The following is a 13,524-nucleotide window of genomic DNA, read 5'->3' as shown; positions in this document are numbered from 1 at the left end:
AGCGAGAATCTTACGAACACTCGCCGTTCTTCCGAAAACTCCCCGCCGATAACGGATCATCGCTTAAGTTAGAAATAATCTAACACTATCCCCTAACATTGGGGAAAGAAAAGTGCCCCGAATCAGAATCGAACTGACGACACCCACTTTAGGAGAGTGGTGCTCTATCCACTGAGCTACCGAGGCAACAAATGGCAATTATACACCATGGCGTAGTTTACACACCACAGAATAATCACGATTCAAGATTCGACTGCGTTCCAGCCGTAGCAGCCGTAGCGGATTGCTCCGCCTGAGCCGCGTCAAGCTTAGCGCGAACCGCAGCAAGCAAACCCTGCGCGCGCTTTGCTAACGCCTCTCCAAGCTCCCATTGATGCATAGATTGATCTAAAGTCAAGCCGCCAGCCTCAAGTGCTTTAACAGCTTGCACAAGCTTTTCGCGAGCCTCTTCGTAAGGCATTGCGTTAATCGCAGCGCGCTCTTCGTTGCTAAGTGTGCTAATCGCGTCAACTTTTGCACTTGCGTCTTTTGTTTCGTCACTCATAATCATCCTTTTCTAATTTTTTACTTAAGATTTTTTACTTAAAACTTTAAAACTTTAAAACTTTACGACTTTTCTACAGACGTAACGCTAGCTGTGATCAAGCCACTTTTAAGAGTGACTGTTATATCGTCTCCAGCTTTTACACGACTAGAATCGTCAAGCACTTTCCCGCCGCTAATCTGCACAACCGCGTAACCGCGATTAAGCGTTGACTGCGGGCTAAGAGCCATAACACTGGCATGCGCCTTTTCAACAGTCAAGCTAGCGTCGTCAAGCAACCGCACCAAACCATGCCTCATGCGTTCAACCGCCTGCTGCACAAACAACTCGTGCGGCTCCAGCATAGTGGTTGGCTGGGTAATACTTGGCCTATTTGCGTAGCCTTCAATAAGCTGAATCTCGTTGCTAACTCGGGCAGAAATCCTCATGCGCGCATGCTGCAAAGCGTTGTCAATCAACTGCCATTGCTCGTTAACATCTGGAACAACGCGCTTTGCTGCATCTGTAGGCGTAGAAGCTCGCATATCTGCCGCCAAATCAATAAGCGTCCAATCGTCTTCGTGACCAATCGCAGAAACAATCGGAGTTAAGCAAGCAGCCGTTGCGCGAACCACGCCCTCGTCCGAAAATCCAATCAAATCTTCAAAACTACCGCCGCCGCGCGCAACAATAATCACATCAACCTCTGGGTCGGCATCTAGCTGTTTAATTGCCGCAATAACGTCCGCTGGGCATTGCACACCCTGAACATGCGCGTGAACCACCTTAAAACGCGTTACAGGCCAGCGCAAATTAACGTTTGTAATAACATCTCCCTCGGCGCGAGCTTGAGGTGCACACACCAGACCAATGCACTTTGGAAACTCAGGCAGCGGCACCTTGTTTTCTGCGTCGAACAAGCCTTCGCCTTTAAGCTTTTTGCGCAACTCGTCTATTTGCGCCTTTAAATCGCCAGCACCAACACGCCTAATTTCGTCGGCAACAAAGCTCAATCGTGTTGCTTTTACCCAAATATCTGCCTTGCCGTGAACAACTACCCTATCTCCCTGACGCAAATCTTTAGCCTGCTGAACAAAATTGCTAAAGCCCATTATGGAGATTGAAACGTCTTCGTTGCTGTCTCTAAGCGTTATGTAGCCAGACGTAGACCTTCTCATGTTGATTTCAACAATCTGACCTTCTACCCAAGCCGCAGGCCACTTCTCTACAGCTCCATGGAACTTTTGGCTTATGACGCTTACTGGCCAAGGATTTTCAGCGCTTGTTTCGCTTGCATGCAAAGGTAAAGTCATATACCAAGTTTCTTTTAAAAGATGGACAATAAGCGTTTAAAAAATTCGCAATAAGCACAGAAAACACACAAAGCACGACACGCCGTGACTTGCAAATAAATCGATTGTGAGTATAGTTATTACTCGGCTCAAGAAAACGCCAACGCCCCTTTAGCTCAGTTGGCTAGAGCAGCTGACTCTTAATCAGCGTGTCCAGGGTTCGAATCCCTGAGGGGGCACTTGTTGAAAACCCAAGCTTTGCGGCTTGGGTTTTTTCGTATGCGAATAGCAACAACACCAAGCAACACGCTAAGAATTGCGGCAAGTGCTATTAAAGACGAGTCGGAGCCAGTTGCTGGAATAGTTCCACGCGATTTGGATGAGGCAGAGTTAACCCTATCAGCGGTTTTGTGGCCATTAGTAGGCGCTGTGCTTATGTTTGGATTAGGCGTTACGTCTATGTTCAAATACGGCTTAGGCAATATATCTGGTTCCGTCATGTGCGATTGACCAGAAGGGGTTCCAGGCTGATCTGGCGTCGGCGTCGGCGCAGGCGTAGGCGTGACAGGCGGATCCTGCGGATCTGACGGTTGAGGCTGCGGTTGAGGTTGAGGCGTTGGCACAGGCGTTGGTGTTGGCTGCGGAGCTGGCTGAGGGCCTGGCTGAGGGCCTGGCTGAGGGCCTGGCTGCGGATGCGGCTGAGGCTCTGGTTGTGGTTGAGGCTTTGGATCCGGGTTCGGGTTCGGTTTTGCCTTTACAGTAAAGCTAGCGTTAAACGTACACTTAGACCCATCAACATAAGTAACCGTAACAGGAACATTAACAATCTGATTTTCACTAGTTGCTTCAGGTATTGTAAAATTATCTACCGTAACCGTAGGCACTTTGTAATAATATGCAACATCATTATCATGCTCATCCGTATATGAACAAAAATCTCCTACTTTTTTGAAAATAGTAGGTTCAGGATTCGTTGGTCCATACAAATAAAATGAGTAAGCGTTTGTGTCGTCACCACAATTTCTCTTATTACAATCATCATCCTCTGGATCACAATAATCACATGCAGTAGGCTTCAAACCAGCAGGAATTGCAGGGTAGTCACGCTTTCCACCTTTTGCAAATAATCCCTCAACTTGATTTTTAACATCATCACTAATCGATTTCACAGTCGGTTTGCTACTAGACTGCGTAGCGCTAGCCGAATCAATATCATCAATTTTCACATCACTGCTTTTAGCAGGCCACGTTTCAGCCATTGTTTTTACTTTAACGTGAATATTAAAGTTATCAACAGAATCATACCCAATTATCTTGTTGCCTTTTGCTTCTCCTTGTGTATATTTTAAAGCTGCAGCAAAATTGTATTCGCCAGGCAGATATGCATTCTTGCCAATTGCACCATCAGTATTAATATTTTCATTCCAGGCATCCCAATATGAAAAATCAAAATAATCCATGCCTTTTTTAAATCCGTCTATTACAACTTTGGATTTTAGAGATGACATATCAATCCCTCTTCCCTCACCAAATCCAAGTTCAATATTAAAATCTTGTATCTTATATTGACGAATCAACAATTCTCCATTAAACAAAAAATTAGGACCAACATGAACATTTTCTCCACCTGTATGAGGATAGAACTCAAATCCTAATGTTTTATTTAGGTCAAAATCTATTAATTTAACTCCATCATTTTCATTTATTGTAATAGTTTTATCATTTATATAAGTTCGCTTCATAAAGGGAGTAGGAACATATCTATAAACGTACGTATAAGTAAATTTGTAATCTTTATCTTTAACAGTTGACGCCAAAAGCTTAGTATATTCATACCCAGCTTTAGCCTGCGTAGGAGTTATATTTTCTTCAATATGCTGCTTAGAAAAATCATACAAACTATCGTATTTGGTTTTCCCCCATAACATATACGGATTAGTTTTGGCTTCTTTATGGGCTTCAGCAAACAAGTTATCGCTTTTTACAGCAGCAATAGCGTAAATCTTATCAACGTTTCTAATACTATTTTCTTCAGCCTTAATACTTATAAGCTTGCCTGCACAAAGATTAACAAGACTATCTACATTACTAATTTTGTTTGTACTTATGTCCAAAGATTCAAGATTTGTTAAACCAGCCAATTTAGAAATATCACTTATACTATTCCCACTCAAATTCAAATTTTTAAGATTTGTTAAACTGGCTAATTTAGAAATATCACTTATATTATTATCACTCAAATCCAATGTTTTAAGACTTGTAAGAGTAGAAAGCGGATTTAAATCAGAAATATTATTGTGACCTAATTTCAATTCTTCAAGATTTGGAAAATACTTTAAAAAGCTAATGTCACTAATGTCTTCAATGCTCAATTCAAGCTTTTTGATATTCTGCATATCTGTTTTTGTTGGATGCCACTTTTCAACAGAATCAGGTAAAGTAAAACCATCGTTTTGAGAGTAAGATAAGCAGTTATACAAGTCTCTCTTAAGTGTTGGATTATTAGCGAATAAATCGTTTGGATTTTCTGCGTCTTTTTGCTTTTTTGTTTTTTCTGCATCTGCAGCACCATTGGCGTTTAAGCTAGTTGCCTGGTTAGGGGTACCCCCCACTTGAATATTTTGCGCAAAAGCTGCATAAGCTGGCATTATGCCAAAAAGCATGCCAACAGCAATAATCGAAGCAACAAACAGCTTAAAAGCCTTAACTTTTAAGCCACTTTTAATACGATTAACCAACATGCCAATAACCCCAGGCATAAACTCAACCTTCTTATTTAACAACTCAATTATTTAACAACTTAAAAATAAATGTTAACTCGTAAACACGGCCATAAGCCACTAATCGCCATTTTAGTAACCATCTGGAACAATTACATAAAAATGAATAAAATACAGAAAACACAGAAAACAAAAAGACCCCGCAAGAAAACTTACGGGGTCTTTTAAAGATTAGCTAAATATTTTCAGATTAGAAAATCAGAAAATACTAGGCAAGAATCTTGGTCACACGACCAGAACCAACGGTACGGCCACCTTCACGAACTGCGAAGGTCAAGCCCTCTTCCATTGCGATAGCCTGAATCAACTCAACAGTGAAGGTTGCGTGATCGCCTGGCTGAACCATTTCGATGCCGTCTGGCAAGGTGATAACGCCAGTAACATCGGTAGTACGGAAGTAGAACTGTGGGCGGTAGTTGGAGAAGAATGGCGAGTGACGGCCACCTTCGTCCTTGGTCAAGACGTAAACTTCGCCTTCGAACTTGGTGTGTGGTGTCACAGAACCTGGAGCAGCCACAACCTGACCACGCTCAACGTCGGTACGGTTGATACCACGAAGAAGAAGACCAGTGTTATCGCCAGCCTCGGCCTCATCCATCTGCTTGTGGAAGGTCTCGATAGAGGTGACGGTGGTGGTCTGGGTATCGCGCAAACCAACGATCTCAACTGGGGTGTTGATTGGGAGCTTACCACGCTCAACACGACCGGTGACAACGGTACCACGACCGGAGATGGTGAACACATCTTCGATTGGCATCAAGAATGGCTTGTCAAGATCGTGAGTTGGGGTTGGGATGTACTCGTCAACAGCCTTCATGAGTTCCTTGACGGTCTCTACCCACTTGTCGTGATCTGGAGCGTCATCATGCAAAGCGCCGTAAGCGGAAGTACGGATGACTGGGCAATCGCGATCGAAGCCGTTTTCATCGAGGAGGTCACGAACCTCTTCTTCAACGAGGTCGATAAGCTCTTCGTCGTCAACCATATCGCACTTGTTCAAAGCAACAAGAATTTTTGGAACGCCGACCTGCTTAGCAAGCAAGACGTGTTCACGGGTCTGAGCCATTGGGCCGTCGGTAGCAGCAACCACGAGGATTGCGCCATCCATCTGAGCGGCACCGGTGATCATGTTCTTAACGTAATCAGCGTGGCCTGGAGCGTCCACGTGAGCGTAGTGACGTGCTTCAGTCTGATACTCGATGTGGGCGATGTTAATGGTAATACCGCGCTCCTTCTCTTCTGGAGCGGCGTCGATCTGATCGAAGTCATACTGAGGGTTCAGATCTGGATATTCGCCATGAAGCACCTTAGAAATAGCCGCGGTCAAGGTAGTCTTACCGTGATCAACGTGACCAATGGTACCAATGTTAACATGCGGCTTAGTACGCTCGTACTTTTCCTTTGCCATGTGTTTGTCCTCCTGGACGTCTCGTAGTTTGCCTCACATTCTTATGTGAAGCCTCTCGCTACATATTTACTGGGTTTCTGGGTTAGGTGCCACTTCGGTGCCAGAACCCAGTCAACGTAGGAAATTCTAGCGTTGACTAGGGACACAAAACACCGAAGTAGCGTGCGCTTTTACTCGCCGCGCTGGGCTTTAATAATCTCGTCCGATACGGCCTTTGGAACTTCCGCGTAAGAATCCATCTGCATGGTGAACATAGCACGTCCCTGAGTCTTGGAACGAAGATCACCAATGTAGCCGAACATCTCACTCAGTGGAACCTTAGCGTCAATAACCTTAACGCCAGTAGCGTCAGTCATAGACTGAATGTTTCCACGACGGGAGTTCAAATCGCCCATAACGTCGCCCATGTACTCTTCTGGAGTACGAACTTCCACGGCCATAATTGGCTCGAGGATTACTGGGTGAGCCTTAGGAGCAGCTTCCTTGAAGCACATGGAACCTGCAATCTTGAAGGCCATTTCCGAAGAATCAACGTCGTGAGTCTGACCGTCGGTAACGGTTGCCTTAACGCCAACCACTGGGAAGCCTGCCAAAACGCCAGATTCCATAGCTTCCTGCACACCTGCGTCGATGGAAGGAATGAATTCCTTAGTAATGTGGCCACCAGTGACCTCGTTAACAAACTGATAGACTTCGCCAGATTCTGGATCGATTGGCTCGAAGTTCATCAAAACCTTTGCGAACTGGCCAGAACCACCGGTCTGCTTCTTGTGGGTGTATTCCTGGTTCATAACAGCCTTACGAATGGTTTCACGGTAAGCAACCTGTGGCTTACCAACATTCGCTTCAACCTTGAACTCGCGGCGCATACGATCCACAATAATGTCGAGCTGAAGCTCGCCCATACCAGAAATCAAAGTCTGACCAGACTCTTCGTCGGTCTTAACCTGGAAGGTAGGATCCTCGTCGGAAAGCTTAGCCAAAGCCAAGCTCATCTTTTCCTGATCTGCCTTCGTCTTTGGCTCCACAGCAACCTCGATAACAGGATCTGGGAATGTCATGGATTCCAAAGAAATTGGGCTCTTCTCGTCGCACAAGGTGTCACCCGTGCTAACGTTCTTTAAACCAACGAAGGTGTAAATGTTTCCAGCTTCTGCAGAATCTACAGGATTTTCCTTATCTGCGTGCATCTGGAAGATCTTACCAACGCGTTCCTTCTTGCTCTTAGTGGAATCGTACACGGAATCGCCTGGCTTAACTTCGCCAGAGTACACGCGCACGAACACAAGCTTTCCGTAGAACGGATGAGTAGAGATCTTAAAGACCAATGCAGCAAATGGATCTGTATTTACTGGCTTACGATCAATCTCAACGGATTCGTCGCTTGGATCAAAGCCCTTAATAGATGGAACATCTTCTGGGCTTGGAAGGAAGTCAACAACAGCATCCAGCATTGGCTGAACACCCTTATCTTTAAATGCAGAACCGCAAGTTACTGGGAAGGCTTCGCGAGCGATGGTAAGCTTGCGAATACCAATGCGAATCTCTTCTTCGGAAAGTTCTCCAGATTCAAGATACTTCTCAAGCAACTCTTCGTCGGCTTCTGCAACCTGATCCATAAGCTCGGCACGATATTCTTCTGCACGTTCCTGCAAATCGGCAGGAATGTCAACGGTGTCGTAGTGGGCACCCATATCGTCCTTAACGTCGTTCCAAACGTAGGCCTTCATACGAATCAAGTCAACAACACCAAGGAAGTCGTTTTCAGCGCCGATTGGAAGCTGAATAACGAGTGGCTTAGCGCCAAGCTTTTCCTTAATGGTCTTAACAGAATAGTAGAAGTCTGCGCCCAACTTATCCATCTTGTTGATGAAGCAAATACGTGGAACGCTGTACTTATCTGCCTGACGCCAAACGGTTTCGGACTGAGGCTCCACGCCTTCCTTACCGTCGAACACTGCAACAGCACCGTCGAGAACACGCAAAGAACGCTCTACCTCTGCGGTAAAGTCAACGTGGCCTGGAGTATCGATGATGTTGATTTGATAGCGGTTATCTACGTCATGGGTTTGACGCTTCCAGAAGCAAGTGGTTGCAGCAGACTGAATAGTAATACCGCGTTCCTGCTCCTGCGCCATAAAGTCCATGGTGGAAGCGCCATCGTGAGTTTCACCAATCTTGTAATTCTTACCAGTGTAGTAAAGAATACGCTCGGTGGTAGTAGTCTTACCAGCATCGATGTGCGCCATGATGCCGATGTTACGAACCATATTCAGGTCGTTAAGCACATCTTGTGCCATATTAATATCCTTAGCTCTTTAAGATACCGATTATCTTGTGGATTACCAGCGATAGTGAGCAAAAGCCTTGTTTGCTTCTGCCATCTTGTGGGTATCCTCGCGGCGCTTTACAGAAGCACCCAAGCCATTGGAGGCATCGAGAATTTCGTTAGCCAAACGCTCAGCCATGGTCTTCTCGCGACGAACGCGGGAGAAGTCCGTAAGCCAGCGCAAGGACAAAGTGTTTGCACGAGCAGGCTTAACTTCGACTGGCACCTGGTAGGTTGCACCACCAACGCGGCGGGAACGAACCTCGAGGCTTGGACGAATGTTATCGAGAGCGCGCTTCAAAACAGAAACTGGCTCCTGCTCGGTCTTGGCCTTCACCTGCTCAAGAGCGGTGTAGACGATGTTTTCTGCGATGGACTTCTTGCCATCGAGAAGAATTTTGTTAATCAACTGAGCCACGACGGTCGAGCCGTAGATTGGATCAGGAAGCAGCTGATGCTTTTTTGCAGGTCCTTTACGTGACATGTTTTACTTCGCCTTCTTTGCTCCATACAGGGAACGACCCTGCTTGCGGTCCTTAACACCCTGGGTATCGAGAGCGCCACGCACGATGTGGTAACGCACACCTGGGAGATCCTTCACACGGCCACCGCGCACAAGCACAATGGAGTGCTCCTGCAAGTTATGACCTTCGCCTGGAATGTAGGCGGTTACTTCAATACCCGAGCTGAGGCGCACACGAGCAACCTTACGAAGCGCAGAGTTTGGCTTCTTAGGAGTGGTGGTGTACACACGAGTGCACACGCCACGACGCAACGGGCTACCTTTCAAGGCCAAAGTCTTTGACTTCTTAGGCTTGGCCTGACGTCCCTTACGGACGAGTTGTTCAATCGTAGGCAACTTAAGTTCTCCGATTCATTAATGTCTTCTATTTGGTGAAACCGCAGCACTGCAGCACACCTTAAACCTGAATCGGTTAAAGAGAAAAGCCACAGTCCACCGGCCCGATGGCCCTTGCGCCTCCAGCCACGCATTACTGCGCGCTATCTTTGGCACTTGGGATATCCCAACGCGAGCACCTATAACATAAGGCGCACCGTTGGCACACACAAAGTACTATTATACACCTTTACGTGACAATTAAAAACCACTTAAGCAGACTATTTAAGAATTGGCCTTGCAGGCGCAGAAACATCTAAAAGCTGGCGATTGCCGATTTTACTTGGATCATTAATAATCGTTTCTACAATCGCCTTTTTAAGCTCTAAATCCGAAGAATCCCCCCAAACAACAAGCCGATGAATATCTCCGCTTGGGCTTGGGTAAGAAACTTCTGTTTCAACGGAATCCTGCGTTTTTGCGCTAACTCGCGTAACATGAGACCTAAAATCTTGCGAAAGCGAGCTTACAATTTTCAACGCTTCTTTAACAGCTTTACTGTTTAAACTTCTACGAACGTCGCTAACTTCTATAACAGGAATTCCACTTATAGAAACATTTTGAACAGCGTTTAAAATCCTGCCTCTAACGTCTACAGCTGTAAGTTTTTCTCCAACTTTGGCTTTAAGCATGGCAGCAGGTTTTTGCGCGCGAACCGTTATTTGCAAGCCTTGTGGGAACTGCTTTACAACCTTTGTTTCGGTTACGCCAGGTATGTTGTTTAACTGCTCAATTATTTGCTGAGAAGAAACTAAAAACAGAGACTTATCTACTTGGTTGGACGCAATAGACGCGATTTTTTGCTCACTAACCCACTCATTAGAGCCTATAATGCGTATATTCTTAGCATTCAAGCGGAAGAATGGCGATAAAAATAGCAGCCAGCAAAGCAATACAACTATTGCAACCGCAAGAAAAGTGTAGGCAAATCGCAGCAAAATAGTGCGCAATTTAGCGGAGTTCTTTTCTTTTTCTCTTGCACTAAAATCTATTACTTTAGGTCTAGATGCAATGCCAAGTGGACCAGCACTAGACTTTAAAGTTTGCTTTACAAAGTCAACTACAGAAAGTCTTCTTGCATCTACAAAAGCGTTTTTAGAGCGTGCATTTTTAACGGCATTATGCGCACTGTTAACTACATTAAGCGGGATATCTTGCACGCCATTTTGCACGCCATTTTGCACGCTATTTTGCACAACATTAGCCGACTCGATTTTTCTAGCAGACTTACCAGATTTTGCAACGCGCAACCTCTTAATAGATTCAGTAGATTCAGTAGATTCACTAGACACGTTAGATTTATTAGCACTCGCAGATTTACCAAAAATCACTCGTCCCATAACTACCACTCACCTACTTTCCTCTTGCATCTTTTCGCGATTTACTTGCGATTTACTTGCGATTTACTTATTTGGCGACTTACTTGCGACTTTACACACTATTTTGAGCGCAACTCTTCTAGCATAACAGACGTCATAGCAGTAATACTTCCAGCACCAACAGTAAACAGCACATCCCCACTATTCGCTCTACGTGCAAGCAACAAAGCACCATCATTCATATCTTCTACAGCTTCAATATTGCAATTAAGTCCGCATTCTTTGGCTGCGTTAACAATAGTCGAAGCGTGAATATTTGGAAAATCTTCTTGCTTTTCTCGCGCTGGAAAAATACCAGTAACAATAACATCGTCTGCAAGAGATAGAGCAGAAGCAAATTCGTGCGCAAAAGAGCGCGTTCTAGAAAACAGATGCGGCTGGAAAAGCACGCGAATCGTAGAATCTGGGTATCTTCTTCTTGCAGCACGCAAAAGGGCGTCAATCTCTGTAGGGTGATGCGCGTAATCATCCACAACCGTTACTCCGCCAACGCATCCGCGAATGTCAAATCTTCTAGAAGCGCCTAGGAAGCTAGAAGCGCCAGATGCAGCATCTTTTGAATCCATTCCCAAAAGCGTTGCAGCAATAATCGCAGCACACGCATTTCTGGCATTGTGCAGGCCTGGAATCATAAGACTAACGTTTGTAGAATCGCCATTAAAATCAATAACAAACGACTCGCTACCACTACCCGTCTTTTCGCTTTCGTGATTAATAAACGCAAATTTTACAAAGCTTTTTACCCTGTTGCTTAGGCAAGAAACACTGTTCTTGCTACTTGCGTAGGCGATTGTTTTTTTAAGAGAATCATCGCTTAAATCCTCTAAAACAGCGCGAGCGCCATCATCGTCTGCGCAAATCACAATGTATCCAAGAGCGTGGCTTAAATGTTCAACAAACGCTGCGCGATAATTTTGCGCGTTCTTGTAGTGGTCTAGGTGATCCGCTTCTACGTTTGTAACAATCGCAATATATGGGTTGTATTTTTCAAAGCTGCCGTCGGATTCGTCTGCCTCTGCAACCATAACGCTTCCGCGCCCAGCGTGGCCTCCGTCAACCTCGCCGCCGCCTTGCGCTTGAATCGAACCGCCAATCGCATAGCTTGGGTCTGCTAAATCGCCTTTGCCACAAACTTTTAAAATATGAGCCAAAAGAGAGCTTGTTGTAGTTTTACCATGCGCTCCAGCAACAGTCACGCCTTTTTTAGCGCTTAAAAGTAAAGATAAGATGTCACTTCTATGAACAAGTTTTACGCCATTTTCGGCGGCCGCCACTACTTCGGGGTTGCTTGGCTTAATAGCGCTAGAATACACAAGAACATCTGCATTTTTTACGTGACTTGCACTTTGACCAATCTGCACATTTACACCAAGTTCTTCTAGGCGTGTTGTGTGGTCACTTTCTTTGCTATCGCAGCCACTTACGCTAACGCCCTGCTCGTGTAGCATCTCGGCTAAAACGCTCATTCCAGCGCCGCCAATGCCAATAAAATGCACAGAACCTAAAGAAGATATAGTCTGATTTGCTCCAAACGCTGAGCGCATAGGGTTCATATTAATTTCCATGATTATTTTTGCTTTCTTTTGCAATTTTAAGAATATGCTCCGCCATTACGCTTGCAGCATTGCGAATGCCATATTTCCAAGCCTTTTCGCGCATTTGGCAAAGCTCGTCTGGGTTATTAAGCAATTCCAACGCGTTTGCGCGAATCCAGTCATCGTTAAAATCGCAGTCGTTTACAATAATCGCTCCACCTGCGTCTGCAACAGGCTGAGCGTTAAAGCGCTGCTCTCCGTTTCCAATTGGAAGCGGCACGTAGATTGCTGGAACACCAATCGCCGAAACTTCTGCAACAGTTCCAGCTCCCGATCGGCAAATCACCAAGTCGGCGCAAGCAAAAGCCCAATCGATTCGCTCTAAATATTCACAAATATGATAATCACCAAGTCCTGCATGTTCTGGCTTAATGTCGTTTATTTGATTAAGACCAGCCGAGCGCGAAACATTATCTTTAACCTCTTTAGATTTTCCGTTACCCGTAAGATGAATGATTTGCGCACATTTGAGTAAATCGCCAGCGGCCATAGATACAGCTTCGTTAATGCTTTTAGCACCCAAAGACCCGCCAGTTACAAGAACAATCGGCCTACTTGGGTCTAATCCAAGATGCTTAGCGCCTTCAAGTCTAGCTAAATCAATGTCTTGAGTAATCTTTGCACATAAATCCGATATGGATTTTCTAAGAGGAAGACCAACCCTTAAAGCCTTGCCATTAGACGCACTGCCATTAGGCGCCATTTTTGCGCGCAAACCAGTGTTATTGTAAACGCAACCAATCATGCTTGCCCAACGCGCACCAAGCTTATTTGCCATTCCTGCGCGGGCATTTTGCTCATGAATCACAATAGGCAAATGCATTTTGTGAGCTTGTGCATAAACTGGCGCAGACGCGTAGCCGCCAAATCCAACAACAATATCTGCATGCCTTTGCTCAAGAATATTGGCAACCTTGCGCGTTTCTACAATCCACTTAAAAGGAAACTTAAGCATGTAAAGATTAGGTTTTCTAGGGAATGGAACTTTTTCAATAACGTCTAGCGGCAGTCCTGCTTTAGGAACCAGAGTTTTTTCTAAGCCAGCATTAGTGCCAACAACGCTAATTTCTATCGACTTATCTAAATCTTTTAGTGCGGCTGCTACGGAAAGAAGAGGATTAACGTGACCAGCAGTGCCCCCGCCTGCTAGAACAACATGCAAAGAATTGCTGTCTTTATCTTGCACCAATTTAGTCACCTACAATCTGCTTACTTAAAAATCCCAATCAGAAATCCCAATCAGAACAAGTCTAATTTAAAACTTTAATATATTACCTAACAATTGATTCAGTTTTAACTAAAATTTTTGCAAAAAGCGGA

Annotated in this window: 10 protein-coding genes, 2 tRNA genes and 1 pseudogene; 2 read left to right on the top strand and 11 right to left on the bottom strand. The window is 45.1% G+C overall.

The genetic code is table 11. The features are described 5' to 3' along the window. Window positions 1-113: 113 nt before the first annotated feature. From QP420_RS03160 to xseA, 3 genes are all read right to left on the bottom strand, one after another. Window positions 114-186 (bottom strand) — tRNA-Arg (locus QP420_RS03160). 49 nt (window positions 187-235) lie between these two features. Then, window positions 236-544, bottom strand: coding sequence for an exodeoxyribonuclease VII small subunit (locus tag QP420_RS03155; RefSeq protein ID WP_060787294.1), 309 nt, complete (start codon window positions 542-544; stop codon window positions 236-238). A gap of 62 nt (window positions 545-606) precedes the next feature. Further along, window positions 607-1,836: an exodeoxyribonuclease VII large subunit gene (xseA, locus tag QP420_RS03150; protein WP_060787293.1), complete on the bottom strand. Its 1,230-nt coding sequence runs from the start codon at window positions 1,834-1,836 to the stop codon at window positions 607-609. Window positions 1,837-1,980: 144 nt separating this feature from the next. Here xseA and QP420_RS03145 point away from each other — a divergent pair. Continuing rightward, window positions 1,981-2,054 (top strand) — tRNA-Lys (locus QP420_RS03145). Between the two features lie 40 nt (window positions 2,055-2,094). Continuing rightward, the gene (locus QP420_RS03140; RefSeq protein WP_481616510.1) at window positions 2,095-2,325 is read left to right on the top strand and encodes a hypothetical protein; all 231 of its coding nucleotides are present in this window, start codon (window positions 2,095-2,097) and stop codon (window positions 2,323-2,325) included. 1,574 nt (window positions 2,326-3,899) lie between these two features. On the opposite strand, the pseudogene QP420_RS03135 reads toward QP420_RS03140, so the two are convergent. From QP420_RS03135 to QP420_RS03100, 8 genes and pseudogenes are all read right to left on the bottom strand, one after another. Continuing rightward, a pseudogene (locus QP420_RS03135) lies at window positions 3,900-4,211 on the bottom strand (leucine-rich repeat domain-containing protein); the annotation flags it as partial. Window positions 4,212-4,803: 592 nt separating this feature from the next. After that, on the bottom strand, window positions 4,804-6,003 hold the full coding sequence (gene tuf, locus QP420_RS03130) for an elongation factor Tu (RefSeq protein WP_060787289.1): 1,200 nt from the start codon (window positions 6,001-6,003) through the stop codon (window positions 4,804-4,806). Window positions 6,004-6,173: 170 nt separating this feature from the next. Then, the gene (gene fusA / locus QP420_RS03125) at window positions 6,174-8,303 is read right to left on the bottom strand and encodes an elongation factor G (protein WP_464405292.1); all 2,130 of its coding nucleotides are present in this window, start codon (window positions 8,301-8,303) and stop codon (window positions 6,174-6,176) included. A gap of 42 nt (window positions 8,304-8,345) precedes the next feature. Continuing rightward, the gene (gene rpsG, locus QP420_RS03120; RefSeq protein ID WP_004127577.1) at window positions 8,346-8,816 is read right to left on the bottom strand and encodes a 30S ribosomal protein S7; all 471 of its coding nucleotides are present in this window, start codon (window positions 8,814-8,816) and stop codon (window positions 8,346-8,348) included. A 3-nt stretch (window positions 8,817-8,819) separates the two neighbouring features. Next, window positions 8,820-9,191: a 30S ribosomal protein S12 gene (gene rpsL / locus QP420_RS03115; protein ID WP_003813881.1), complete on the bottom strand. Its 372-nt coding sequence runs from the start codon at window positions 9,189-9,191 to the stop codon at window positions 8,820-8,822. Between the two features lie 260 nt (window positions 9,192-9,451). Beyond that, window positions 9,452-10,570, bottom strand: coding sequence for a cell division protein FtsQ/DivIB (locus tag QP420_RS03110; protein WP_481616540.1), 1,119 nt, complete (start codon window positions 10,568-10,570; stop codon window positions 9,452-9,454). A gap of 98 nt (window positions 10,571-10,668) precedes the next feature. Continuing rightward, window positions 10,669-12,174 carry a UDP-N-acetylmuramate--L-alanine ligase gene (gene murC / locus QP420_RS03105; protein WP_481616509.1) on the bottom strand — a complete coding sequence of 502 codons (1,506 nt, stop codon included), beginning with the start codon at window positions 12,172-12,174 and terminating at the stop codon, window positions 10,669-10,671. After that, window positions 12,164-13,402, bottom strand: coding sequence for a UDP-N-acetylglucosamine--N-acetylmuramyl-(pentapeptide) pyrophosphoryl-undecaprenol N-acetylglucosamine transferase (locus tag QP420_RS03100; RefSeq protein ID WP_481616508.1), 1,239 nt, complete (start codon window positions 13,400-13,402; stop codon window positions 12,164-12,166). The genes murC and QP420_RS03100 overlap by 11 nt, the downstream gene beginning before the upstream one ends. Window positions 13,403-13,524: the final 122 nt, after the last annotated feature.

Source organism: Bifidobacterium sp. UMB1197 (assembly GCF_030217745.1).
Taxonomy (GTDB): Bacteria; Actinomycetota; Actinomycetes; order Actinomycetales; family Bifidobacteriaceae; genus Bifidobacterium; species Bifidobacterium vaginale_B.
This window is presented reverse-complemented; position numbering and strand designations above follow the sequence as displayed.

What these genes read in the sequence shown, in the direction of transcription:
- QP420_RS03110 (WP_481616540.1), bottom strand. Translation starts at nt 10,570, where the DNA reads ATGGGACGAGTGATTTTTGGTAAATCTGCGAGTGCTAATAAATCTAAC.
- xseA (WP_060787293.1), bottom strand. Translation starts at nt 1,836, where the DNA reads ATGACTTTACCTTTGCATGCAAGCGAAACAAGCGCTGAAAATCCTTGG.
- murC (WP_481616509.1), bottom strand. Translation starts at nt 12,174, where the DNA reads ATGGAAATTAATATGAACCCTATGCGCTCAGCGTTTGGAGCAAATCAG.
- tuf (WP_060787289.1), bottom strand. Translation starts at nt 6,003, where the DNA reads ATGGCAAAGGAAAAGTACGAGCGTACTAAGCCGCATGTTAACATTGGT.
- QP420_RS03140 (WP_481616510.1), top strand. Translation starts at nt 2,095, where the DNA reads ATGCGAATAGCAACAACACCAAGCAACACGCTAAGAATTGCGGCAAGT.
- fusA (WP_464405292.1), bottom strand. Translation starts at nt 8,303, where the DNA reads ATGGCACAAGATGTGCTTAACGACCTGAATATGGTTCGTAACATCGGC.
- rpsG (WP_004127577.1), bottom strand. Translation starts at nt 8,816, where the DNA reads ATGTCACGTAAAGGACCTGCAAAAAAGCATCAGCTGCTTCCTGATCCA.
- QP420_RS03155 (WP_060787294.1), bottom strand. Translation starts at nt 544, where the DNA reads ATGAGTGACGAAACAAAAGACGCAAGTGCAAAAGTTGACGCGATTAGC.